The sequence below is a fragment of the Barrientosiimonas humi genome (assembly GCF_006716095.1).
Lineage (GTDB): Bacteria > Actinomycetota > Actinomycetes > Actinomycetales > Dermatophilaceae > Barrientosiimonas > Barrientosiimonas humi.
Genome location: NZ_VFOK01000001.1, coordinates 906,835 through 930,889, shown reverse-complemented (window position 1 = coordinate 930,889; position 24,055 = coordinate 906,835). Strand labels below are relative to the sequence as shown.

At 73.1% G+C, this 24,055-nt stretch carries 18 protein-coding genes; 4 read left to right on the top strand and 14 right to left on the bottom strand.

Going from position 1 to position 24,055, the window contains the following annotated elements:
- Nucleotides 1-21: 21 nt before the first annotated feature.
- A complete protein-coding gene (locus tag FB554_RS04390) occupies nt 22-1,608 on the top strand; it encodes an alkaline phosphatase D family protein (protein WP_142004809.1) in 1,587 nt (528 codons plus the stop codon).
- 113 nt (nt 1,609-1,721) lie between these two features.
- Here FB554_RS04390 and FB554_RS04385 read toward each other — a convergent pair whose 3' ends face one another.
- The 5 genes from FB554_RS04385 to FB554_RS04360 form a co-directional block, all read right to left on the bottom strand.
- Nucleotides 1,722-2,150 carry a rhodanese-like domain-containing protein gene (locus tag FB554_RS04385; protein ID WP_420809460.1) on the bottom strand — a complete coding sequence of 143 codons (429 nt, stop codon included), beginning with the start codon at nt 2,148-2,150 and terminating at the stop codon, nt 1,722-1,724.
- Entirely contained in the window at nt 2,147-2,626 is a 480-nt protein-coding gene (locus FB554_RS04380) for a cysteine dioxygenase (protein ID WP_170206779.1), read from the bottom strand. Before FB554_RS04380 ends, FB554_RS04385 begins: the two co-directional genes overlap by 4 nt.
- Nucleotides 2,627-3,324: 698 nt before the next feature.
- Nucleotides 3,325-6,222: a vitamin B12-dependent ribonucleotide reductase gene (locus tag FB554_RS04370; protein ID WP_142004805.1), complete on the bottom strand. Its 2,898-nt coding sequence runs from the start codon at nt 6,220-6,222 to the stop codon at nt 3,325-3,327.
- A gap of 55 nt (nt 6,223-6,277) precedes the next feature.
- Nucleotides 6,278-6,823 carry a transcriptional regulator NrdR gene (nrdR, locus tag FB554_RS04365; RefSeq protein WP_142004803.1) on the bottom strand — a complete coding sequence of 182 codons (546 nt, stop codon included), beginning with the start codon at nt 6,821-6,823 and terminating at the stop codon, nt 6,278-6,280.
- Nucleotides 6,824-7,182: 359 nt separating this feature from the next.
- Nucleotides 7,183-7,578 carry a LysM peptidoglycan-binding domain-containing protein gene (locus tag FB554_RS04360; RefSeq protein WP_142004801.1) on the bottom strand — a complete coding sequence of 132 codons (396 nt, stop codon included), beginning with the start codon at nt 7,576-7,578 and terminating at the stop codon, nt 7,183-7,185.
- A 295-nt stretch (nt 7,579-7,873) separates the two neighbouring features.
- Here FB554_RS04360 and lexA point away from each other — a divergent pair, with 295 nt between their 5' ends.
- Nucleotides 7,874-8,590, top strand: coding sequence for a transcriptional repressor LexA (gene lexA, locus FB554_RS04355; RefSeq protein WP_142004799.1), 717 nt, complete (start codon nt 7,874-7,876; stop codon nt 8,588-8,590).
- 25 nt (nt 8,591-8,615) lie between these two features.
- On the opposite strand, the gene FB554_RS04350 is transcribed toward lexA, so the two are convergent.
- On the bottom strand, nt 8,616-9,476 hold the full coding sequence (locus tag FB554_RS04350) for an NAD-dependent protein deacetylase (protein ID WP_236022263.1): 861 nt from the start codon (nt 9,474-9,476) through the stop codon (nt 8,616-8,618).
- A 40-nt stretch (nt 9,477-9,516) separates the two neighbouring features.
- On the opposite strand from FB554_RS04350, the gene FB554_RS04345 reads away from it, so the two are divergent.
- A complete protein-coding gene (locus FB554_RS04345; protein WP_142004797.1) occupies nt 9,517-10,461 on the top strand; it encodes a LysR family transcriptional regulator in 945 nt (314 codons plus the stop codon).
- Between the two features lie 66 nt (nt 10,462-10,527).
- Here FB554_RS04345 and FB554_RS04340 read toward each other — a convergent pair whose 3' ends face one another.
- The 5 genes from FB554_RS04340 to rpsT all read right to left on the bottom strand — a co-directional run bounded on the left by FB554_RS04340 (nt 10,528) and on the right by rpsT (nt 18,731).
- Complete coding sequence (locus FB554_RS04340) at nt 10,528-12,930, bottom strand: ComEC/Rec2 family competence protein (protein WP_142004796.1); 2,403 nt, start codon at nt 12,928-12,930, stop codon at nt 10,528-10,530.
- 4 nt (nt 12,931-12,934) lie between these two features.
- Nucleotides 12,935-14,128 (bottom strand): ComEA family DNA-binding protein, encoded by a 1,194-nt coding sequence (locus FB554_RS17555; RefSeq protein ID WP_236022262.1) that lies wholly within the window; start codon nt 14,126-14,128, stop codon nt 12,935-12,937.
- A gap of 232 nt (nt 14,129-14,360) precedes the next feature.
- Complete coding sequence (locus FB554_RS04330) at nt 14,361-15,251, bottom strand: DegV family protein (protein WP_142004795.1); 891 nt, start codon at nt 15,249-15,251, stop codon at nt 14,361-14,363.
- 12 nt (nt 15,252-15,263) lie between these two features.
- Nucleotides 15,264-18,134, bottom strand: coding sequence for a leucine--tRNA ligase (leuS, locus tag FB554_RS04325; RefSeq protein WP_142004794.1), 2,871 nt, complete (start codon nt 18,132-18,134; stop codon nt 15,264-15,266).
- Between the two features lie 336 nt (nt 18,135-18,470).
- A complete protein-coding gene (gene rpsT / locus FB554_RS04320) occupies nt 18,471-18,731 on the bottom strand; it encodes a 30S ribosomal protein S20 (protein ID WP_142004793.1) in 261 nt (86 codons plus the stop codon).
- Between the two features lie 299 nt (nt 18,732-19,030).
- Between rpsT and FB554_RS04315 the strand changes: the two genes are divergently transcribed.
- A complete protein-coding gene (locus FB554_RS04315) occupies nt 19,031-19,894 on the top strand; it encodes a S1 family peptidase (protein ID WP_236022261.1) in 864 nt (287 codons plus the stop codon).
- 192 nt (nt 19,895-20,086) lie between these two features.
- On the opposite strand, the gene holA is transcribed toward FB554_RS04315, so the two are convergent.
- From holA to FB554_RS04300, 3 genes are all read right to left on the bottom strand, one after another.
- The gene (holA, locus tag FB554_RS04310) at nt 20,087-21,043 is read right to left on the bottom strand and encodes a DNA polymerase III subunit delta (RefSeq protein ID WP_142004792.1); all 957 of its coding nucleotides are present in this window, start codon (nt 21,041-21,043) and stop codon (nt 20,087-20,089) included.
- Between the two features lie 58 nt (nt 21,044-21,101).
- A complete protein-coding gene (locus FB554_RS04305) occupies nt 21,102-23,324 on the bottom strand; it encodes an ATP-dependent DNA helicase (protein ID WP_142004791.1) in 2,223 nt (740 codons plus the stop codon).
- A 183-nt stretch (nt 23,325-23,507) separates the two neighbouring features.
- Complete coding sequence (locus FB554_RS04300; RefSeq protein WP_142004790.1) at nt 23,508-23,987, bottom strand: glutathione peroxidase; 480 nt, start codon at nt 23,985-23,987, stop codon at nt 23,508-23,510.
- Between the last annotated feature and the right edge of the window lie 68 nt (nt 23,988-24,055).

Sequence of the window (24,055 nt, the reverse complement as noted above, 5' to 3'; positions counted from 1 at the left end):
CGGCGCGGTTGCCTGGCGAGCATGGAACTCTCCCGCAGAACCCTCCTCACCGGCACCCTCGCGACGACGGCCGTCGCCGCGACCACGATCCCCGCCCGCGCCGCCGACCCCTCCCCCGGCGCCGCGCTGCGCGTGTCCCCCTTCACCCTCGGTGTCGCCTCGGGCGACCCCACCCCCGACGGTGTCGTGCTCTGGACCCGACTGGCCCTGGACCCGGTCGACGAGTCGGGCACCGGCGCGATGCCGAGCCGCCCCGTGTCGGTGCGCTACGAGGTCGCCAGCGACGAGGGCATGCGCCGAGTCGTCAAGCGCGGCAACGTGATTGCCCGACCTGAGTCGGCGCACTCGGTGCACGTCGAGCTCACCGGGCTGCGGCCGGGGGCGGAGTACTGGTTCCGCTTCCGCACCGGTCGGCACATCAGCCCGGTGGGTCGCACGCGCACCGCCCCGGCGGGTCACGAGCTGCCCGCGGCGCTGACCATGGCGTTCGCGTCGTGCTCGCAGTTCGAGCACGGCTGGTTCACCGCCTACCGCCGGATGGCCGAGGAGAACCCCGACCTGGTGCTGCACCTGGGTGACTACCAGTACGAGTACAAGGCGAAGTCGTACCTCGGGCGCGACGGCAACGTGCGCGACCACGCCGGTCCGGAGACGACCGACCTGGCGACCTACCGCCAGCGGCACGGGCAGTACAAGTCCGACGCCGACCTGCAGGCGGCGCACGCGGCCGCGCCGTGGCTCGTGGTGTTCGACGACCACGAGGTCGACAACAACTGGGCCGACGAGATCCCGGAGAACACCAACTCCTGGGAGGGCAACGACACGACCGCGCGCTTCCGGGCGCGGCGGGCGGCGGCGTTCCAGGCGTACTGGGAGAACATGCCGCTGCGGCGCAGCAGCATCCCGAGCGGCCCGGACATGCAGGTGTTCCGCCGGCTGCAGTGGGGCCGGCTCGCGAACTTCCACATGATGGACACCCGGCAGTACCGCGACGACCAGGCGTGCGGCGACGGGTGGAAGGCCAACTGCGAGCCGCGGCTGGACCCGAACCGGTCGATCACCGGGGCGCGCCAGGAGAAGTGGCTGCTCGACGGGTTCAAGGCGTCCAAGGCGCAGTGGGACATCCTCGGGCAGCAGGTCTTCTTCGCCGAGCAGGACCGCAACGCCAGCGAGGGCGTCACCGACGTGTCGATGGACTCCTGGGACGGTTACGCCGCCTCCCGCAAGCGCATCACGCAGGGCTGGGTGTCGGCCGGGGTGCGCAACCCGGTGGTGCTGACCGGCGACGTGCACCGCCACTGGGCCAACGACCTCAAGGTCGACTACCGCGACCCCGACGCGCCCGTCGTCGGCTCGGAGCTGGTGTGCACCTCGATCACCTCGACCGGGAACGGGAAGCCTGGTGCCACCAACCCCAACCTGGCGATCAACCCGCACCTGAAGTACTACGCCGACCAGCGCGGCTACGTCTCGACGACCATCCGCCCGCAGTCGATGACCGCCGACTTCAAGGTGCTGGACGCCGTGACGGTCAAGGACCGCCCGATCAGCACGGCGGCCTCGTTCGAGCTGGTGGACGGGCAGCGGGGGCTGCGCCGCAAGGCTTGACCCCGGGGCCGGCCGCGCCGGCGTACCGGCCGGTGGGGCAGCGCCCCGGTGCTGAAACGCGGTTAGAGCGCTTGCACTTCGCTGCAGCGGAGTCGTAGCGCTCTAACCGCGCTTCAGCGCGCTCGGGTGGCGGGGAGGCCGGCCGCGCGCCAGGCCCGGAAGCCGCCGATCACGTCGGTCGCCCGGTGCACACCGATGCGCTGCAGGCTGTCGGCGGCCAGCGAGGAGGTGTAGCCCTCCTGGCACAGCACGAGCACCCGCGCCTCGAGGTCGGCGACCGGCAGGCTCGCGTCCTGGCGCGGGTCGAGGCGCCACTCCAGCACGTTGCGCTCGACGACCAGCGCCCCGACGTCGGCGGCCACCTCACCCTCGGCGCTGCGCTGGGCGGCCGGCCGGATGTCGACCAGCAGCGCGTCGCCGGCGGCGACGAGGGCGTACGCCCGCTGCGCGGTGACCCGGGTCAGCCGGCTGCGGGCGTCGGCCAGCATGCCGTCGATCCCGTCGTACGTCGGCGCCGGCTCGACCAGCTGCTGCGGCCTCACCACTGGCCGGCCCGCTCGACCTGCTGGCGCACGAGCGCTCCGCCCGCGACGGCGTACCGCGTCATCCCGCGCAGCGCCGGCGCGTAGGCGTGCACCGACACCGCCGCGGTCGACCCCTCGTTGCGCACGTCGTGCACGTGCGAGGCCGCGAACGAGCGCCCCTCGCCGCGGGCGAGGTCGCGGGTGCGCGGGCCGCGGTCCCAGGTGTGCTCGGTCAGCGCGCCGTGGACGACCCGGAACGCGCCGCTGGATCCCTGGTGGTCGTGCCAACCGGTCGCGGTGCCGGGCGGCCAGCCGATGAGCCAGACCTCCATCAGGTCGGTGGCCTCGAGCCGGGTCCAGCTGCGCTCGGGAGAGGTCAGGTCGAGCAGCTCGGGCAGGCGCTCGTCGTGGGCGAGCAGCAGCGTGAGACGCAGCAGCTCGTCAGGGTCGGCGGGTGCCAGGCCGGTCGGCAGGGCACGGTGGATCGTGGTCATGGGACTGCTCCTTCGAGGTCTGGTGGTGGCGGGCGTGCGGACGCTCGCGACAGACCAGGCCGAGGCGCAGCTGCAGATCGAGGTGGATCCGGCGGTGCGGGAGGTAGACCCGGCCGCCGGGCGCACGCAGGCACGGCCCCCGCCGTACATAATCGCGTGCTTTGTTTTGCATAACTCTATGTAACCACGTCGGGCGGTCCTCCGCCAGGACGTGACTCCCCCGTCTTCCCGGACCACCGCCGAACCGTGCGCCCCACCGCACCTCTCAGCGGACCACCGCGCAAGCGTGACCAAGCCCCGTACGCCCGCACGGTCCACCGCCGAACCGTGCGCCCCACCGCACTCCCCGGCGGTCCTCCGCCAGGTCGTGACTCCCCCGTCTTCCCGGTCCACCGCCGAACCGTGCGCCCCACCGCACCCCCCGGCGGACCACCGCCAGGTCGTGACTCCCCCGTCTTCCCGGACCACCGCCGCACCGTGCGCCCCACCGCACCTCTCAGCGGACCACCGCGCAAGCGTGACCAAGCCCCGTACGCCCGCACGGACCACCGCCGAACCGTGCGCCCCACCGCACCCTCCGGCGGACCACCGCCGAACCGTGCACCCCACCGCACTCCCGGCGGACATGGGTCGGCCCCGGCACGCGGGGTGCGTGCCGGGGCCGGCCGGGCGGGACCGCGCGGGGCGCGGTCGCGGCGTCAGCTGCAGCCGCTGGTGGAGCCGCAGCCCTCGCAGACGTAGCAGGAACCGGCGGGGCGCATCTTCGTGCCGCAGGTCATGCACATCGGGGCGTCGGCCGCCTTGCCCTGGAACTTCTCCATCAGCTCGGCCGAGGAGTGGATCTCGGAGGAGACCTCACGCACGTCGGCCGCGCCGGAGCCGGACTTCACGTCGTCTGCCTCGACGTCGGCCTGCTCGGCCTCGGCCTTCTTGACCGCCGGCGCCGCCGACTGGGAGTAGCCCTCGAGCTCGTCGGCCACGTCGTCGCCGGAGTCGCTCTCGCTGGTGGCCTCGGCGAACGAACCGGTCTCGAGCTGGCGCGCCCGCTCCTCGGCGGAGTGGATGCCCATGAACGAGCGGGTCTCGAAGTCGAGGTGGTCCAGCGCCAGGCGACGGAAGACGTAGTCCATGATCGACTGCGCCATCCGCACGTCCGGGTCGTCGGTCAGGCCGGCCGGCTCGAACCGCATGTTCGTGAACTTCTCGACGTACGTCTCCAGCGGCACGCCGTACTGCAGCGCCACCGAGATCGCCAGCGAGAAGGCGTCCATCATCCCGGCGAGGGTGGAGCCCTGCTTGCCGAGCTTGAGGAAGATCTCGCCGAGCTCGCCGTCGTCGTACCGGCTGGCGGTGAGGTAGCCCTCGGCGCCACCCACGGCGAACGAGGTCACCTGGCTGCTGCGGCGCTTGGGCATCCGCTTGCGGACCGGGCGGTACTCGACGACCTTCTCGAGCACGGGCTCCTCGGTGGCGGCCGGCTTGTCCTGCTTCTTGCCGTCGGACAGCGGCTGGCCGACCTTGCAGTTGTCGCGGTAGACCGCGAGCGCCTTGAGGCCGAGCTTCCAGCCCTCGAGGTGCACCTCGGCGATGTCCTCGACGGTGGCGGTCTCGGGCAGGTTGACGGTCTTGGAGATCGCGCCGGACAGGAACGGCTGGCAGGCCGCCATCATCCGCACGTGGCCCATGGGCGTGATCGCCCGCTCGCCCATCGCGCAGTCGAAGACCTCGTAGTGCTCGGTCTTCAGCCCCGGGGCGTCGATGACGTGACCCTTCTCGGCGATGTGCTCGACGATCGCCTCGATCTGCTCCGGCTGGTAGCCGAGCTTCTTCAGGGCGCGCGGGATGGTCTGGTTGACGATCTGCATCGACCCGCCGCCGACGAGCTTCTTGAACTTCACCAGCGAGAAGTCGGGCTCGATGCCGGTGGTGTCGCAGTCCATCATGAAGCCGATGGTCCCGGTGGGCGCGAGCACCGACGCCTGGGCGTTGCGGAAGCCGTTGCGCTCACCGAGGGAGATCACGTCGGCCCACGCCTTGGTGGCCGCGGCGTGGATGCCGGAGTCCATCGCGTCGAGCGTGCGCACCTGGTCGTTGGCGGCCTGGTGCTTGCGCATGACGCGGCGGTGCGCCTCGGCGTTGCGGGCGAACCCGGCGTACGGGCCGACCACGCCGGCGATCTCGGCGGAACGCTTGTAGGCGGCACCGGTGAGCAGCGAGGTGATCGCGGCGGCGAGGCTGCGGCCGCCCTCGGACTCGTAGCCGTGACCGGTCGCCATGAGCAGCGCGCCGAGGTTGGCGTAGCCGATACCCAGCTGGCGGTAGTCGCGGGTCGTGTCGCCGATCGCCTCGGTCGGGAAGTCGGCGAAGCAGATCGAGATGTCCATCGCGGTGATGACCAGCTCGGCGACCTTCTGGAAGGTCTCGGTGTCGAACGTGTCGTCGTCCTTGAGGAACTTCAGCAGGTTCAGGCTCGCCAGGTTGCACGAGGAGTTGTCGAGCGACATGTACTCCGAGCACGGGTTGGACGCGGTGATGCGGCCGGTCTCGGGGTTGGTGTGCCAGGCGTTGATGGTGTCGTCGTACTGGACGCCCGGGTCGGCGCACTCCCACGCGGCCTGGTTGAGCTTGCCGAACAGCTCGCGGGCGTCGACCTGCTCGATGACCTCACCCGTGCCGCGGGCGCGCAGGCCGAAGGAGGTCCCCTCCTCGACCGCGCGCATGAACTCGTCGCTCACGCGGACGGAGTTGTTGGCGTTCTGGTACTGGACGGAGGTGATGTCCTTGCCGCCGAGGTCCATGTCGAAGCCGGCGTCGCGCAGCGCGCGGATCTTGTCCTCCTCGCGCGCCTTGGTCTCGATGAACTCCTCGATGTCGGGGTGGTCGACGTCGAGCACGACCATCTTGGCGGCGCGGCGGGTGGCGCCACCGGACTTGATGGTGCCGGCGCTGGCGTCGGCGCCGCGCATGAAGGAGACCGGACCCGAGGCGGTGCCGCCGGAGGACAGCAGCTCCTTGGACGAGCGGATGCGGGAGAGGTTGAGGCCGGCACCGGAGCCGCCCTTGAAGATGAACCCCTCCTCCTTGTACCAGTTGAGGATCGAGTCCATCGAGTCGTCGACCGACAGGATGAAGCACGCCGAGACCTGCTGCGGGCTCTTGGTGCCCACGTTGAACCACACCGGGGAGTTGAACGAGAACACCTGGTGCAGCAGGGCGTAGGTGAGCTCGTGCTCGAAGACGTCGGCGTCGTCGTCGGAGGCGAAGTAGCCGTGCTCCTTGCCGGCCTTGACGTAGGTCAGCACGACGCGGTCGATGAGCTGCTTCAGGCTGCGCTCGCGCGCGTCGGTGCCGAGCGCACCGCGGAAGTACTTCGTCGTGACGATGGTCGAGGCGTTGAGCGACCAGAAGTCGGGGAACTCCACGCCGCGCTGCTCGAAGATGGTCTCGCCGGTCTTCCAGTTCTGCTGGACGACATCACGCGACTCCCAGGTCACCTCGTCATAGGGGTGGACGCCCGGGGTCGTGTAGATGCGCTCGATCTTCAGGCCCTTGTTCTTGCGACGGGCCCTGGATCCAGCGCTGGTCGTCTCGGTCATGACAGCTCCTCCGGTGGGTGTCTTGTGCTCGGCAGGTTTCTTCGGGGGGTGGTGCTCAGGTGCTGGCGGTCTCATCGTCGCCGCCACCACCGACAGGCCCCGTCGACGAGGTCGACGCGGGGCGCTCGGCCCGGTCGGGCTCGACGCCCGCGGCCTCGCGCTCGGCACGCAGCAGCGTGATGGCGGTCTCGAAGTCGTCGGTGGACTCGAAGGCCTGGTAGACGCTGGCGAAGCGCAGGTAGGCCACCTCGTCCAGCGCGCGCAGCGGCCCCAGGATCTCCAGCCCGACGTCGTGCGCGTCGATCTCGGCCAGCCCCTGGGAGCGGATGCTCTCCTCGACCTGCTGCGCCAGCAGCGCCAGGTCGTCGTCGGAGACCGGTCGGCCCTGGCAGGCCTTGCGGACCCCGGCCAGCACCTTGCCGCGGGCGAACGGCTCGCTCGCCCCCGAGCGCTTGACCACGGTCAGGCTCGCGGTCTCCAGGGTGCTGAACCGCTTGCCGCAGGCCGGGCACTGGCGGCGCCGCTTGATGCTGGTGCCGTCCTCGGACGTACGACTGTCGACGACTCGGGAGTCGTCGTGGCGGCAGAACGGGCAGTGCATCGGGCACCTCCTTCGCGCGGTTCGATCGGGTCCGGGAGGGCGCTCCACGAGGCCGGTTCGGGGGAAAACCTGGGGACGGACGGTGGAAAACCGGCCTCCGGCTGTGGATGTCCTTGTGGACTAGATGTGGAGAACTTACACGGCTGTAACTACTAGATATAGGGAGGTTAGGACGCTTTGGCCCGACGCGCAAGGCCGCGCCGCGGCGGCCTGCGTGTCGCTCACCACGTCACCCGCGCACCACCCGCTCAGGCGCCCGGAACGGCGGGAGAAGTGGACGTGGCCGGTGACGGAGGAGCCCGTCACCGGCCACGAGATCGAGGCTGTCGCCGCGCTCGGGCGACTGACCTGCACCCTGCTCAGGGCGCCGGGATCACCAGCTGCTGACCGCTGGAGACCTGCAGGGAGTTGAGGCCGTTGGCCACCTGGATCTGGGCGACGGCCGTGCCGACCGGGACGCCGGGAAGGTGGGCACGGGCCAGGTCGGACAGGGTCTCCCCGGAGCTCACGGTGACGACCTGCTGGGCCTGCGCTCCCCCAGCGGTCGCGCTGATGGCCGCGCCGACCAGGATCGCCAGGACGACCACGGCGAGGGCCAGCGCGCGGCGGCCGCGGCGGGTGAGCCGGAAGGCCGCGGGGCGGGCTTCCTGCTGGGGCAGCGGCGGCACGACTCGCAGGTGCCGGCGCCGCGCGGGCTGGGCGGACCCGAACCGCGGGTGCGGGGCGATGGCCGGCGTGACGGTGGCGGCGCTCATGTCTTCCTCCAAGGACGGTGACGAACTCGACGAACAAGTGTGCGATGGAACGTCTGTACGATGTATAGCACGGACGTTCGAACGGCTCAAGGCCTCGCGCGGCCGGCTCGGCCGGGAGACCCCGCCGACACGCGTCGTACAGGTGTTTGAAACCTGCTGCGGGTCTTCATAGGCTGTTCGCACAGTCACCAAGACAAGCAGCGACCACCGACAGCCCCTCGCCGACGACGACCGGTCCGGCGCCAGCGGGCACCGTCACCGGCCGCGGCGCGACGCGGAACGAGGACCGAAACCCATGGCCAAGATCCACGAGATGCCCGAACCCGACGGGCAGGCCCTGACCACGCGTCAGCGCAAGGTGCTCGAGGTGATCCGCAACTCGGTCGACCGCCGCGGATACCCGCCGAGCATGCGCGAGATCGGCGACGCCGTCGGCCTGACCTCACCCAGCTCGGTGGCCCACCAGCTGACGATGCTCGAGCGCAAGGGATACCTGCGCCGTGACCCGATGCGCCCGCGCGCCATCGAGGTGATCGCCCCCGGGCAGAGCAAGCGCGAGCGCGGTTATCGCGGCCGCTCGGTGAGCCAGGCGAGCGAGAGCCTGGTCGACGAGACCGGCCTGCACGACGACCACCCCGAGGCCGAGTACGTCCCGGTCGTCGGCCGCATCGCCGCGGGTGGCCCGATCCTTGCCGAGGAGGTCGTCGAGGACGTCTTCCCCCTCCCCCGCCAGATCGTCGGCGAGGGTGACATGTTCCTGCTCAAGGTGGTCGGCGACTCGATGGTCGACGCGGCCATCTGCGACGGCGACTGGGTGGTCGTGCGGCAGCAGCCGACCGCCAGCAACGGCGACATCGTGGCCGCGATGCTCGACAACGAGGCGACCGTCAAGACCTTCAAGCGCACCAAGGGCAAGGTCTGGCTGATGCCGCACAACGAGGCCTACGAGCCGATCGACGGCAGCGACGCCACCATCCTCGGCAAGGTCACCGCGGTCCTGCGCCGCGTCTGACCGCCGGGCCTACCCGGCGCGGGCTCTACGCCGCGACCGCCTCGACGAGCCTGCGCAGGGTCGGCCCCAGCGGGGCGTCCACCTTCACGTCGATCAGGTCGTCGGCCCGGGTGACGCCGTGGGTGATCGCGGCGACCGGGATGCCCTCGCGGGCCGCGTGCCGGGCGAAGCGGTAGCCCGACATGACCATCAGCGACGAGCCCAGCACCAGCAGCGCCCGGGACCGGTCGACCGCCTCGAAGCACGCGTCGACCACCGGCCGCACGACCGACTCGCCGAACATCACGACGTCGGGCTTGAGCCGGTCCGACCGGCAGACCACGCACGCGGCGATCCGGAAGCCGGCCACCTGCTCGTCGGTGAGCACGACGTCGCCGTCGGGCCGGACCTGACCGCTGATCTCCCGGTCGAAGTGCGGGTTCGCCCCGGCGAGCCACTCGTCGACGACCTCGCGGGCGTACCGCTCCCCGCAGTCGGCGCAGACGACGAACGACAACGACCCGTGCAGCTCGGTGACGTCGCGCGCGCCCGCCTGCTGGTGCAGCCCGTCGACGTTCTGGGTGATGACCGCGCCGACCAGGCCGAGGTCCTGTAGCCGCGCGACCGCGCGGTGCCCGTCGTTCGGCTCGGCCGCGGCGAACCTCGGCCAGCCTGTGTACGCCCGCGCCCAGTAGCGCTGTCGCGCCGCCGGGCTCCGGAGCAGCTCGGACACGGTCATGGGGGTCACGCGCCGCTCGCCGTCGGCGCCGCGGTAGGCCGGGATGCCCGACTCGGTGGAGATGCCGGCGCCGGTCAGCACGCACACGTCGCCGCCGCGCACCAGCCGGACGAGCTCGTCCCACAGGCCCGGCGCCAGGGCCGGGTCAGGGGTGGTGGAGGTCAGCACCCGACCAGTATCCGTCAGCGAGAACGTAGGATCCGGAGGCATGATCGACGCCGCTGGGCTGCGCGTGATGCGCGCCATCGCCGAAGAGGGCAGCTTCACCGCGGCGGCCGCGTCGCTGGGCTACTCCCAGCCCGCCATCTCCCAGATGGTGCGCCGCCTCGAGGAACGCACCGGAACCGTGCTCGTCGAGCGCATCGGGCGCAGCGTGCGGCTCACCGAGGCCGGCGAGGTGCTCGCGCGGCACGCCGTGCCGGTGCTCACCGCGCTGGACCGGGCCGAGGGCGAGATCCGCGCCATCGCGGGGCTGCAGTCGGGGCGGGTGCGTCTCACCGCGTTCCCGTCGGCCGCCTCGACGCTGGTGCCGCAGGCCCTGGCGCTGGTCAAGCAGCGCTTCCCCGACGTGCGGGTCGCCTTCACCGAGGCCGAGCCGCCCGAGGCGCTGGCCTCGCTGCGCGCGGGCGACTGCGACGTGGCGGTGACGTTCGTCTACGACGGTGACACCCTGCCGCGCGGCGAGGACGACCTCGACCCGTTCTCGGTGCAGACGCTGCTCGAGGACGAGGTGCGCATCGTTCTCCCCCGCGACCACCCGCTGGCCGCGCAGGAGCGCGTCGACCTCGCCGACCTCGACGAGTCGGCCTGGATCGCCGGCTGCCCGCGCTGTCGCGGTCACCTGCTCTCGCTCGCGCAGCAGTCGGGCTTCGAGCCCGAGGTGGCCTTCGAGACCGAGGACTACGTCGCGGTGCTCGCGCTCGTGGCCGCGGGCCTCGGGGTGGCGCTCGTGCCCGAGCTGATCCTGCGCTCCACCAGCAACGACGGCGTGGTCGTGCGGCCGATGAACCCGCCCAACCGCCGCACCGTGCAGCTGGTGACCACCCCCGACCTCGCCCGCGTGCCCGCGGTGCAGGCGACCGTCGAGGCGCTCGCCGAGGCGGCCAAGCAGACCGGTTGCCGGCCCGACGTCGAGGCGGCGCCCGCGGGCTGAGGCCTCGCAGGGTGAGGCCCCGCCGGTCGAGCCCACGGGCCCGGCCCGGTCGCGGCGCCCGTCGCGTCATCGTCGGCTCACCACCGACCCGCGCCCCTCGCGCACCACGACCGCCAGGTCGCCCCCGCGGTCGGTGCGCACGGCGAGCGTCCCGGAGTCGCGCAGCGAGCCGAGCAGCCGCGGCGCCGGGTGCCCGTAGTCGTTGTCGGACCCCACGCTGATCAGCCCGTACGTCGCCCGCACCTGGCGCAGCAGCGCCGGGTCGTGGTTGGACGAGCCGTGGTGGGCCACCTTCATGGCCAGCACCGGGGTGGGGTCACCGAGGCGGGCCAGGGCTCGCCGCGTCTCGCGCTGCGCCTCCTGCTCGGCGTCGCCGAGCAGCAGCAGGCGTACGCCCGCGACGCGCACGTCGAGCACCACCGAGCCGTTGTTCTGCAGCGAACCGGTGCGGATGGTGCGGCCCGGCCACAGCACCGTGGCCTGCACCCGCCCCCAGGACAACCGGTCCCCGGCGCGCGCCTCGGTGAGCGGTACGCCGGCGGCGGCCGACGCGCGCACCACGAGCGGACCCACGGTCGGCTGCTCGGCGGCGCCGGAGTCCTCGGCGCGGACCGGGGTGGTGACGACCTCACCGACGCCGCGTCCGTCGAGCAGGGTCGGGAGGCCGGTGACGTGGTCGGCGTGCAGGTGGGTCAGGACGACGGCCTCGACGCGGCGCACGCCCAGGTCGTCGAGGCACCGGCCGACGGCGGCCTCGTCGGGTCCGGCGTCGATCACGAGCGCCCGGTCGGGGCCGGTGCGCAGCACCGCGGCGTCGCCCTGGCCCACGTCGCAGACGACGAGCACCCAGCCCGGGGGTGGCCAGCCCGGCTGCGGCAGCGGCCACACGGCCGCCGAGACCAGCAACGCGCAGGCCAGCACGACGACCGGGTGCCGGCGGCCGCGCACGACCAGCCGCGGGCCGGTGAGCAGGGCGAGCAGCACGAGCGCGGCCAGCAACAGCGCCCCGGGCGGACCCGCCGGCCAGGGCAGGTTGCCCCACGGCACCTGGGCCGCCAGGTGAGCGACGGCCGCGATGCCCCAGGCCGGCAGGCCGGCGACCCAGGCGATCGCGACCCCGAGCGGCAGGGACAGCGGAGCGAGGAGCACCACTGCGATGCCGCCGAGCGTGGCGGGCGCGACGAGGGGTGCGGCGAGCAGGTTGGCCGGCACGCCGACCACGCTCACCGAGCTCTGCAGCAGGACGATGACGGGCGCGCACATCGCTTGTGCCGCAACGGGAATCGCGATCGGCTCCCCCAGCCAGGCGAGCCTGCGCGGCAGCGCTGATGCGATCCGCCGGCCCCAGCTGCGGGCGAACAGCACCAGGCCGAGCGTGGCCAGCACGGACAGCGCGAAGCCGTACGACGCCGCGAGCCACGGGTCGATGACCAGCAGTCCGACGACGGCGGCACCGAGCGCGGGTGCCGCGGCGCGGGGGCGGCCCGAGCTGGTGGCGAGCAGCCCGACGACCCCCATGGCCGAGGCGCGCACCACGCTCGGCTCGGGTCGGCACAGCAGCACGAAGACGGCCAGCGCCACGAGGCAGACCGGCAGCCGGCCACGGCGCGGGATGCGCAGCCAGCCGCAGCACCACACCACCGCCAGCAGCAGGATCGAGACGTTGGCGCCGCTCACGGCGGTCAGGTGGGTCATGCCCGTCGCCCGCATGTCGTCGACGAGGTCGCCCGGCAGCCGCGAGGTGTCGCCGATCACCAGCGCGGGGACGAGCCCGCGGGGGTCGGCCGGCAGCGGGTCGGTGGCCTCACGCAACCGCTCGCGCAGCACCTCGACGGCGCGGAAGGGCGCCGGGGCGTCGGCCACGAGCCGGGGCGGCCGGGACACCGCGAGCACGGCCGTCTCGGCCGCTCCCGGGTCGGGCTCGGACAGGCGTCCGGTCACGAGAACCGTTTGGCCCCAACGCATCTCGGCCCACGCCTCGTCGCCGAAGACGAGCACTCGGGCGCCCGAACCGCTCTGCTCCCCGCGGCCGGCGACCTCGCGCACGGTGAGGGTGAGGACGTACATCGGGTCGTCGGCTCCGGCGGCGTCCGAGCGCCTGCTGACCAGCCGGGGGTCGGTCGCCAGCGAGGCACGCACCGTGACGGTCGCGCGCTGGGCGGTCAGCTCGTCGACCAGGCCGACCTGGGCGGTGGCCTGGTGCAGCCCGGTGGCGAGCGTCGTGAGCGACGTCGCGGCGAGGCACAGGGCGGCGATGCTGCGCGCGCTGCCGAGGTCGCGCCGGGCCAGCAGCAGCGCGGTGGACCCGGCGGCGACCGCGGTCGGCAGCAGGACGGCCGGGGTCAAGCGCAGCCCGACGAGCACGGCGATCCAGGCGCACCCGGCCGGGAGCAGCAGCCGGACGTCGAGCCGGCGGACGGCGTCCGCCGCGTCCGCCGCGTCCGGCTCGTCGCTCTCGTGGTCGGTCACCGCCTCAGACGGTGACCAGCGGCCGCACCTGCTCGAGCAGCTTGTCGCCGATGCCGCTCACCTCGCCCAGCTCGTCGACCGACGTGAACCGGCCGTTGTCGGTGCGCCACTGCACGATGCGTGAGGCGAGCACCGGTCCGATGCCCGGCAGCGTGTCGAGGGCCGCCGCGTCGGCCTGGTTGAGGTTGACCGGCCCCGTCGCCGGACCGGCCGCCCCGGGCGCGCTGCCCGCGGCCCCGCCCGGCGGGGCGCCGCCCGCACCGGGCGCCCCGCCGGGTGATCCTGGGAGGCCGCCGGGGGCGGGGGCTCCGGGGGCCGGGGTCACCTCCTCCCCCGGCTTCGGGACCACGACCTGCTCGCCGTCCGACACCGGCCGGGCCAGGTTGACCCTGGCCAGGTCGGCGCCGTCACGAGCGCCGCCGGCCGCGGCGACCGCGTCGCGCACCCGCGCGCCGGGCCGCAGGGTCACCACGCCCGGGCGTGCGACCTGGCCGACCACGTGGACGAACACGGTGGCGGGTGCGGCGGCACCGGTGCTCGCGGCCCCGGGCCCTGCCGCACCAGGCCCTGCCACACCAGGCCCCGCGGCACCGGGTGCTGCCGCGCCGGGTGCCGCGCCCGGTCCGCTCGCCCCTGGTCCGGGCACGCCTGGCGCCCCGCCCGGCTGCACCCCTGCGGCAGCCGGTGCCGAGGCCCGGGGCGTGCCCTGCAGCCCGGGGCTGCCGGACGCGTCGGGCAGCATCGAGGCCGACGCCGGACGCGGCTCGCTGGTCGCCCGCATCCACAGCAGCCGACCGCCCAGCACCGACCCGGCCGCGATCACCAGCACGAGCACCGCGACCGCCGCGAGCCTCCCGGGCGCCACCACGGCGTCGCGCAGGCTCACCGGCGCCCGGACCAGCGGGGTGTGCGGGCGCAGCACGTCGTCGTCGGCGTCGGGGTCGCGCCGGTGGCGCCCGCCGCGCCGCCGCTCCCCCGGCTCGTCGCGCGCGGCCCCTTCCCGCCCGCGGCCGCTGCGCCGACCGGACCGCTGGTCCAGCTCGCGGTCGCCCGCCGCGCCACCCCTGCGGGCACGCCGCCGGCCCCGGTCGTCCGGTGGCTCAGCCGGGGTCCACCCCTCGCCCCGGCGCGCACGGTCGACCTCGCCCAGCACGGCGGCGAGCCGGTCGGGCGGCGGAGACGACGTCTGGCGTGACATGTCCGAGAACCTAAGCGGGACAACGAGGTTCCCGCTGCGGCCGCCGACGGCCCTGTGGACAACCCGGCCCCGGACGTATGCCCTGTGGACGGCCGCCTCCCGCCGAGGAGGGGCGGCCCCCATACGACAGGGGTGGCCCCCTTGTTAACTGGGCCGCCCCTGCATCATCTGGGCCGCCCCTCCTCGCCAAGGGGGGCTGGGCACGCAGCGGCACGGCCGCGCCGCCGGCCGCTCAGACCGCGGCGGCGCCGATCACCGGGGGCGTGGTGCGCACGCGCGGGCTCACCACGGTGCCGATCGCTCCCGGCCCGGCGTGGGCGGCGACGACCGCGCCGAGCCCGACCAGACGTACCTCGTGGGCGTCGGCGCACCGCTCGCGCAACCGGTCGCGCAGCGCCTCGGCCCGCTCCCCGGCGTCGACGTGCTGCACCGCGATATCGAGGCCGAGCGGGTTGTCGGCCGCCGCCTCGGCCGCCTCGACCGTGCGCTCCTCGAGCCGGGCCAGCGCCTTGGACGACGTGCGCACCCGCTCCAGCGGACCCACCTCGCCCTCGCTGAGCTGCAGCAGCGGCTTGATCGCCAGCGCGGACCCGACGAGGGCGGACGCGCGGCCGATGCGCCCGCCGCGACGGAGGTACTCCAGCGTGTCGACGTAGAACACCGTGGAGGCGGCCTCGGCCCGCTCCCGCGCGGAGGCGGCGGTCGCCAGCGCCGACCGGCCGGAGGCGACGGCCTCCGAGGCGCTCGCGACGGCATAGCCGAGGGCCATGCCGAGCGACCGGGAGTCGACGACGGTGACGGGCACGGGCACCTCGTCGGCCGCGACCCGCGCCGACGCGATCGTGCCCGACATCGCGCTCGACAGGTGCACCGAGACGATCTGCTCGGCCCCCGCCGCGACCGCCTCCTCGTAGACGTCGAGGAAGGCCCCGGCCGACGGCTTCGAGGTCGACACCCGCCGACCCTCGCGCAGCGCCGCCGCCACCTCGTCGGGGCCGATGTCCACGCCCTCGACGAACGACTCCCCGTCGAGGAGCACGTGCAGCGGCACCACGCGCGCACCGAGCTCGGCCGCGAGCTCCGGCGGGAGCCCGGCGGTCGAGTCGGTGACGAGCGCGATCATGGGCGGCTCGGCTCAGCCCGCGACGATGTTGACCAGCTTGGGGGCGCGCACGATCACCTTGCGAATCTGCTTGTCCCCCAACGCAGCCCGTACGCGTTCGCTGGCTCGCGCCAGCTCCTCCAGCTCCTCGTCGGAGACGTCGGGCGACACCTCCAGGCGGTCGCGCACCTTCCCCTGCACCTGCACCACGCAGGTCACCGACTCCTGCACCAGCAGCGCCGGGTCGGCCGTCGGGAACGGCTGGTGCGCCAGCGACTCCTCGTGCCCCAGCCGCGACCACAGCTCCTCGGCGACGTGCGGCGCCAGCGGCGCCAGCAGCAGCACGGTCGCCTCGGCCGCCTCACGGGTCATGGCCCCGGCCTTGGTCACCGAGTTGACCCACGACGTCAGCTTGGCCACCGCGGTGTTGAAGCCCAGCTCGTCGTAGTCGCGCGTGACGCCGTCGATGGTGCGGTGCAGCTCCCGCTGCAGCTCCAGCGGCATCTCGTCGGCCAGCCGCACCTCGCCGGTCGTCTCGTCGACGACGGTGCGCCACAGCCGCTGCAGGAAGCGGTGCGCGCCGACGATGGCGTGCGTCTCCCACGGACGCGACTGGTCCAGCGGCCCGGTGGACATCTCGTAGACGCGGAAGGTGTCGGCGCCGTAGTCGCGCGCCATCTCGTCAGGCGTCACGACGTTCTTCAGCGACTTGCCCATCTTGCCGTACTCACGGGTGACCGGCTGGCCCTGCCAGGTCCAGCTCGCCGTGGTGCCGTCGGCGGAGACGCCCTCCTCGACCTCGGCCGCCGGGACCGGCTGACCACGGCCGTCGCGGAAGGCGTAGGCCTGCACGTAACCGTGGATGAACAGCCGGCGGAACGGCTCCTCCGAGCTGACCTCGCCCAGGTCGAACAGCACCTTGTGCCAGAACCGGGCGTAGAGCAGGTGGAGCACGGCGTGCTCCGGGCCACCGACGTACAGGTCGACGCCGCCGGGGTCGTTCGCGACGCCCTCGCCGGCGCCGCGCCCGGGACCCATCCAGTACTCCTCGCAGCCGCGGTCGACGAAGCGCTCGGTGTTGTCGGGGTCGGTGTATCGCAGCTCGTACCAACAGGATCCGGCCCAGTTGGGCATGGTGTCGGTCTCTCGGCGGTACGTCTTCGGCCCGTCGCCCAGGTCGAGCTCGACCTCGACCCAGTCCGTCGCGCGCGACAGCGGCGACTCCGGCATCGAGGCGGCGTCGTCGGGGGCGTACGTCTTCGGCGAGTAGTCCGCGACCTCGGGCAGCTCGACGGGGAGCAGCTCGTCGGGCACCGCGTGCGCGTTGCCCTGCTCGTCGTAGACGATCGGGAACGGCTCGCCCCAGTAGCGCTGCCGGCTGAACAGCCAGTCGCGCAGCTTGTAGGTGACCGTGCCGCGTCCCGTCCCCTCGCGCTCGAGGAACGCGATGGTCTCGGCCTTCGCCTCCTCGATCTCCTTGCCGTCCAACGAGATTCGGTCGTTGGAGGAGTTGATCAGCGGGCCGGCGCCGGTGTAGGCGGTGTTCTCGTCGTGCCCCTCGGGCGGCTGTACGGTGCGCACGACCGGCAGGTCGTAGGCCGCGGCGAACGCCCAGTCGCGGGGGTCCTCCCCCGGCACCGCCATGATCGCGCCGGTGCCGTAGCCCATCAGCACGTAGTCGGCCGTGAAGACCGGAACCTGTTGGCCCGTCACGGGATTCGTGGCCAGGATGCCGGTGAAGACGCCCGTCTTGGCCTTGTCGTCGGTCTGCCGGTCGAGCTCGGACCTGCGGGCCGCCTGCGCCTGGTAGGCCGTGACCGCCTCGCGCGGCGTGCTCGCCCCGCCGGTCCAGGCCTCCTTGGTGCCCTCGGGCCACGCCTGCGGCACCGCGCCGACCAGCAGCGGGTGCTCCGGGGCCACGACCATGAACGTCGCGCCGAAGATGGTGTCGGGACGGGTGGTGAAGACCTCCAGCGGCGCGGCGCCCTCGACGGGGAAGCGCACCGACGCACCGTGCGACCGGCCGATCCAGTTGCGCTGCATCAGCTTGATCGACTCGGTCCACTCCACGCGGTCCAGGTCGTCGAGCAGCCGGTCGGCGTAGTCGGTGATGCGCATCATCCACTGCGGCAGGTTGCGCCGGAAGACAGGCATGTCGCCGCGCTCGGTGAGGCCCTCGTTGGTGACCTCCTCGTTGGCGACGACGGTGCCCAGGCCGGGCGCCCAGTTGACCGGCACGTCCTTGCGGTACGCCAGCCGCCGCCCGTCGATCTCCTCGCGCCGCTCGTCCTCGGTCAGCTCCGACCACGGGCGGCCCGCGCGCGTCTCGATCTCGCCGCTCTCCAGCCCGGCCCGCAGCTCGCTGACCGGACGGGCCTTGCCGGCGCGCTGGTCGTACCAGCTGTCGTAGATCTTCAGGAAGATCCACTGCGTCCAGCGGTAGTAGCCGGGGTCGATGGTCTGGATCCGGCGGCGCGGGTCGTGCGAGAGCCCCAGCAGTCGCGTCTGCCGGGTGAAGTTGACGATGTTGTCCTCGGTCGTCTTGCGCGGGTGCTGCCCGGTCTGCACGGCGTGCTGCTCGGCGGGCAGGCCGAACGCGTCGAAACCCTGGGTGTAGAGGACGTTCTTGCCGCGCATGCGCTGGTAGCGCGCGTAGACGTCGGTCGAGATGAACGGCAGCGGGTGCCCGACGTGCAGCCCCGCCCCGGAGGGGTAGGGGAACATGTCCTGGATCATCAGCTTGGGCTGCTCGGCCACGCCCGGCTCGCCCCACGGGCCGCTCGGGTTCGGCGCCTCGAAGGTGCCGTCGGCCTCCCACCGGTCCTGCCAGCGGCGCTCGATCTCGCCGGCCAGCGTGGCGGTGTACCGGTGTGCAGGGGTGTCTGCGTCGGTCTGTGCGTTCACAGTGGTCGTCCTCGCGGGTTGCTCGAAGCTCAGGTGGTGCTCGAAGGCTCAGGTGACCGGGTCTCGGTCGGGAGGCGCGGACTCGCCCATGAGAAAACCCCTCACCATGGAGGGGTTCGCCGCGTTGATGTCCGAGTCGGTCAACGCGGCCGGGTAAGGAGCAGCGAGCGCTTCATGGCCGCAGGATAGCGCAGCCGGGAGCGGGTACGCCGACGGCCGCCTCCCCGAGGGAAGGCGGCCGTCGGATTCGTGCCGGCCCGGGAGCATCGCCGTGTCGACGATGCCGGGTGGGCGAGCCCGCGAGTCCACCGGGAGGAGGAGACGCGGCAGAACGAACTAGATCTTGTTGAGCGCCTTGGCCATGGCGGACTTCTTGTTGGCCGCCTGGTTCTTGTGGATGACGCCCTTGGTGACGGCCTTGTCGAGCTTGGTCGACGCCGCGCGCAGCGCGTCCGCGGCAGCGGCCTTGTCGCCGGACTCGGCGGCCTCGCGGAACTTGCGGATCCAGGTGCGCAGCTCGGACTTGTAGGCCCGGTTGCGCTCGGTGCGGACCTGGTTGGTCTTGATCCGCTTCATCTGCGACTTGATGTTTGCCACGAAAACTCTTCCTCGGTCGGTCTGTGTCGGTGTCGTTGAGGGCGACGGTCCGCCGGCTCGGGATGGGGCGTGGGGACACCCGGCGACGAGCGGCGGTGGTTGGTGCTTGCATGCGCGCACGACCAGAGCGCGCACGCAATGAGCAAAGTTACCAGCGCTGGCGCCGCTCCCCCAAAACGAGCCGGCCGCGCGGAGCCCGGCGAGGGCGTACGTCAATCGCGGGAATCGCTGGACACCCCGCCCGGGCGGGAGTTGACTGCGAAGTCTCGGGGATCCGCACACCGGACAAGGGAGAACCCGTGACCCGCACCTATCGGCGCTTCATCGCCGTGATCCTGGTGGCCATGGCGATGATGTTCGCGCCCGCGCTGCGTGCCACCGCGATCACCGGCGGCGAGCCGGACGGCAACCAGCACCCCAACGTGGGGCTGATCCTGTTCTACGACGGCACCGGTCGTTATCGCTGCAGCGCCACGCTGGTCAGCCCGACCGTGCTGCTGACCGCGGCGCACTGCACCAGCGGCACCGTCGGCCAGACGATCGTCACCTTCGACCCGGTCATCGCCGAGGAGCCCCCGTCGGGCATCCCGGAGGCGTCCGACCCCTCCGTCGGCTACACGCCCGAGGACATCGCGGGTGAGGAGGGTTGGTACATCGGCACGGCCTACAGCCACCCCGACTACTCCGACTTCACCGACATGGCGAACTGGAACGACGTCGGCGTGATCGTGCTCGACGAGCCGATCACCGGCATCGAGCCCGCCGAGATCGCTCCCGTCGGCACGCTGGACGAGATCCCGCGGTCGCAGCTGGCGCACACGCTGTTCACGATCGTCGGATACGGCACCGAGGTGCGCAAGCCCGAGAGCGGCCCGCAGAAGCCGACGCCGATGAGCTACCCGCTGATCCGGCGCAACACCACCGCGCCCGGGCAGAAGCTGACGCCGCAGATCCTGCAGCTCAACGGCAACCCGAACGACGTGCGCGGCGGCGGCGGGTCCTGCTTCGGCGACTCCGGCGGCCCGACGTTCTACCAGGGGCAGGTCGTCACGGTCACCAGCTACGGCTACACCCAGAACTGCCGCTACCTCGACGGCATGCAGCGCGTCGACATCCAGGGCGTGCAGGACTGGCTGGCGACGTTCGGCGTGACGGCCGGCTGAGGCCGGCTCGCGCGGTGGCCCGCCGCCCGACGACGGCGGCCCACGTACGACGACGGCGGCACAGATCTGATCTGTGCCGCCGTCGTGGTTTCTGGTCCGCCGTCGTCGCGCGGGCGGTCCGGCGGGCAGCCGGGTGCGCAGGAGGATGCCGGGGCGGGGCTCGCCGGGGACAGGGCGAGGGTCTGCGGGCGGTCAGGCGGTGGCGTGCCGCTGGCGGGTGATCTCCAGGACGGCCCGCTCGACGGCGTAGACCGGGTCGCGCCCGCCGCCCTTGACGTCGAAGTCGGCGGCGGCGACCGCCTGGATCGCCCGGCCGAGGCGGTCGCCGTCCCAGCCGCGGGAGGCGGCGCGGGCGCGGTCGATCTGCCAGGGGGCCATGCCCAGCTGCTTGGCGAGCTGGTCGGAGCGGCCGCGGCCGGCGCTGGCCACCCGGGCGACCTGGCGCAGCTGGCTCGCGAGCACCGCCACGATCGGCACCGGGTCGACCCCGCTCGCGAGGGCGTGCCGCAGCAGGCGCAGCGCCTCGGGGGCGTCGCCCGCGACGGCGGCGTCGGCGACCCGGAAGCCGGTGGCCTCGACCTTGCCGCCGTGATATCTCGCCACCACGTCGGCGTCGATGAGGCCCTCGGTGTCGTCGACCAGCTGCTGGCAGGCCTGCACCAGCTCGCGCAGGTCCTTGCCGACGGCCTCGAGCAGCGCGCGCACCGCGTCGGGCGTGACCTTGCGCCGGCGGGCGCGGAACTCGTTGGTGACGAAGGCGCTCTTGTCGCGGTCGCTCTTGATCGCCGGGGCGTTGACGACCCGCGGACCGGCCTTCTTGATCGCGTCGAGCGCGCGCTTGCCGCGCTGGCCGCTCTTGTGGGTGACGATCAGCACGCCGTCGACGCCCTGCTGCACGACGGTGGTGAGCTCGTCGATCAGCGCGTCGGTGCCCTCGTCGAGGTCGCGCACGACGACGACCTTGGTGCCGCCGAACAGGCTCGGGCTGGTGTGGATCGAGAGGTCGCCGGGGGCGTAGGCCGAGCCGTCGATGCGGATGATCTCGGCCTCGGGGTCGTCCTGGCGCACCGCGTCGAGCGTCTCGGCGAGCGCCCGGTCGGCGATGACCTGCTCGGGCCCGGAGATCAGGACCAGGGGTGGCACGCTCACGGGGCCAGCCTGCCAGGCGCCACCGACACGGGGACGCGCGCTGCCCCGGCCGCGGCGCTCACCCCTCGAGCACCAGGCCGAGCTGGCCGGCGCGGGCGCTCACCTGCTCGGCGGAGACGTCGAGGTGGTCGGCGAGCTCCTCGACGGTCAGGCCCATGTCGGCGCCGTCGCGCAGCTCCTCGTCGTCCTCCTCGCTCCAGGCCCGGCCATCGGTCACGGCGGTGCGCGACGAGTCGGCGACCGGCGTCTCGACCGGGGCGTCGGGCACCGCGTCCGGCGCGGGGGTGGCCGGCGCTCCCCCGCCGACCCCGCGCAGCGCCGGGGTGTCGACCCCGACGACCTCGGGCGCCGTCGCGTCCAGCCGGCCGAGCGCCTTGAGCACGAGCGTGCGGTCGGTCGTGGGCCAGAACGGCGGCAGCGAGCGCTGCAGGAACCCGGCGTAGCGGGCCGTCATCATCCGCGAGTCGAGGAAGGCGACGACCCCGCGGTCGGTGGAACGGCGTACGAGCCGGCCGGCCCCCTGCGCCAGGCGCAGCGCCGCGTGGGTCGCCGAGACGGCCATGAACCCGTTGCCGCCCATCTTGGCGATCGCCTGCGAGCGCGCCGACGACAGCGGGTCGTCGGGGCGGGGGAAGGGGATGCGGTCGATGATCACCAGCTGGCAGGCCGAGCCGGGCACGTCGACGCCCTGCCACAGCGACAGGGTGCCGAACAGGCAGGTCGGGCCGTCGGCCGCGAACTGACGCACCAGCGTGGGCAGCTGGTCGTCCCCCTGGCACAGCACGGGGATCTCGTCGCCGAACCGGGCGCGCATCTCCTCGGCCGCCGCCTCGGCGGCGCGGCGCGAGGAGAACAGCCCGAGCGTGCGGCCGCCGGCCGCGCGGATCAACGCCTCGATCTCGTCGAACGCCTGCCCCGACATGCCGTCGCGACCGGGCGCGGGGAGGTGCTGGGCGACGTACGCCATCGCCTGCTGGGGGTAGTCGAACGGCGACCCGACGTCGAGGCCGCGCCACTTCGGGCCGCCCTCGCCGCGCAGGCCGAGCTGCCCGGCCACCGCGTCGAAGGTGCCGCCGAGCTCGAGGGTCGCAGAGGTCAGCACCACGGTGCGCTCGTCGAAGATCGCGTCGCGCAGCAGCATCGCGACGCTCATCGGCGCCACCCGCAGCACGGGGCCGCGGCGGGGGTCCTCGGAGACCCACACCACGTCGAGCTCGCGCTGCTCGAGCACCCGCTCGGCCATGTCGAACAGCTCCTGCACGGCGGCGCGGGCCATCTGGCGGCCGCCGTCGCCCTCGCCGGAGCCCTGCGACTTCAGCTCCGACAGCAGGTCGCGCGAGGTGTCGCGCACCCGGCCGAGCGCGGCGACCAGCACCTCGGGCAGGTTGAGCACCCGCCCCTCGGCGATCTGCCCCAGCGCCTGCCCGAGGCCCTCGCCGGCGTCGACCAGCGCCTCGGTCTCGGCGAGCCGCCCGACCCGCTTGGCGGCGCCCGCGACCGAGCCGGCGGCGATCTCGTCGGTGATGGTCGAGGTGACCCGGTCGACCAGCTCGTGGCCCTCGTCGACCACCAGCAGGTCGTGCTCGGGCAGCATGTGCCGCCCCTCGAAGGCGTCGATCGCGAGGAACGCGTGGTTGGTGACGACGACGTCGGAGTCCTTCGCCACGGCCCGCGCCTGCTCGACGAAGCACTCCTGCACCATCGGGCACTTGCTGCCGAGGCACTCGCGGGCCGAGACCGACACCTGCCGCCACGCCCGCTCGGACACCCCGGGCACCAGCTCGTCGCGGTCGCCCGACTCGGTCTCGTCGGCCCACTCGCGCAGGCGCACGACCTCCTGGCCGACGCGCCCGGCGGCGGAGTCGACCTCACCGACGGAGAGCAGGCCCTCGTCGTCGTCGGGGTAACCGCCCTCGAGCTTGTGCTTGCACAGGTAGTTGCGGCGGCCCTTGACGAGGGCGTACGTCGGGCGGCGGCCCAGCACCGGCTGCAGCGCGTCGGCGAGCCGGGGCAGGTCGCGGTCGACGATCTGCGCCTGCAGGGCCAGGGTCGCGGTCGCGACGATCGCCGGGCGCGAGCTGCGCTGGGCGTGCACCACGGCCGGCACGAGGTAGGCCAGCGACTTGCCGGTGCCCGTCCCGGCCTGGACGAGCAGGTGCTCGCCGGTCTGCACGGCCTCGGCGACCGCGTGCGCCATCTGCACCTGGCCGGGGCGCTCGGTCCCCCCGATCGCCGTGACCGCCTGATGGATCAGCTCGTCGAGCGAGGGCGTCGGTGGCATGCGGCCCAGGGTAGGCCGATCCGGCGCACGGGTCGGAGCGTCGTCCCCAGGTGCGGTGCACGGCGGCTCCGCCGCGGGCGTACGCCCTCGCGGACCACCGCAGAACCGTGCGGCTCAGCGCACCCTCCGGCGGAGCACCGCAGCAGCGGAACGGACCTCCGGCGCCGTGCGGGCCCGGGCGCGTCAGCCCAGCGCGCGCTCGATGTCGGCCTCGAGCGCCTCGGGCTTGGTGGTCGGGGCGTAGCGCTCGATCACCTGCCCGTCGCGGCCGAGCAGGAACTTGGTGAAGTTCCACTTGATGCGGTCGCCGAGCAGCCCCGACTTCTGGGTGCGCAGCCACGCGAAGAGCGGGTGCGCGCCGGAGCCGTTCACCTCGACCTTGTCGAACATCGGGAAGGTGACGCCGTAGCTCTTCTCGCAGAACGCGCCGATCTGCTGCGCGTCGCCCGGCTCCTGCCCGCCGAACTGGTTGCAGGGGAAGCCCAGCACGGTGAACCCGCGGCCGGCGAACTTGCCCTGCAGCTCCTCGAGCCCGGCGTACTGCGGGGTGAAACCGCACTCGCTCGCGGTGTTGACGACCAGCACGACCTGTCCGTCGTAGTCGGACAGCAGCTTGTCCTCGCCGCTGATCGTGGTGGCGCTGAACTGCGAGAGGGAGGTCATGGTCGGAGGCTACGCCGGCATGAAACCGGGTTAGGTGCATCTGACCCCACTGGATCAGGGTCACATGC

What these genes read in the sequence shown, in the direction of transcription:
- FB554_RS04390 (WP_142004809.1), top strand. Translation starts at nt 22, where the DNA reads ATGGAACTCTCCCGCAGAACCCTCCTCACCGGCACCCTCGCGACGACG.
- FB554_RS04380 (WP_170206779.1), bottom strand. Translation starts at nt 2,626, where the DNA reads ATGACCACGATCCACCGTGCCCTGCCGACCGGCCTGGCACCCGCCGAC.
- FB554_RS04370 (WP_142004805.1), bottom strand. Translation starts at nt 6,222, where the DNA reads ATGACCGAGACGACCAGCGCTGGATCCAGGGCCCGTCGCAAGAACAAG.
- nrdR (WP_142004803.1), bottom strand. Translation starts at nt 6,823, where the DNA reads ATGCACTGCCCGTTCTGCCGCCACGACGACTCCCGAGTCGTCGACAGT.
- FB554_RS04360 (WP_142004801.1), bottom strand. Translation starts at nt 7,578, where the DNA reads ATGAGCGCCGCCACCGTCACGCCGGCCATCGCCCCGCACCCGCGGTTC.
- lexA (WP_142004799.1), top strand. Translation starts at nt 7,874, where the DNA reads ATGGCCAAGATCCACGAGATGCCCGAACCCGACGGGCAGGCCCTGACC.
- FB554_RS04345 (WP_142004797.1), top strand. Translation starts at nt 9,517, where the DNA reads ATGATCGACGCCGCTGGGCTGCGCGTGATGCGCGCCATCGCCGAAGAG.
- FB554_RS17555 (WP_236022262.1), bottom strand. Translation starts at nt 14,128, where the DNA reads ATGTCACGCCAGACGTCGTCTCCGCCGCCCGACCGGCTCGCCGCCGTG.
- FB554_RS04330 (WP_142004795.1), bottom strand. Translation starts at nt 15,251, where the DNA reads ATGATCGCGCTCGTCACCGACTCGACCGCCGGGCTCCCGCCGGAGCTC.
- FB554_RS04305 (WP_142004791.1), bottom strand. Translation starts at nt 23,324, where the DNA reads ATGCCACCGACGCCCTCGCTCGACGAGCTGATCCATCAGGCGGTCACG.
- FB554_RS04300 (WP_142004790.1), bottom strand. Translation starts at nt 23,987, where the DNA reads ATGACCTCCCTCTCGCAGTTCAGCGCCACCACGATCAGCGGCGAGGAC.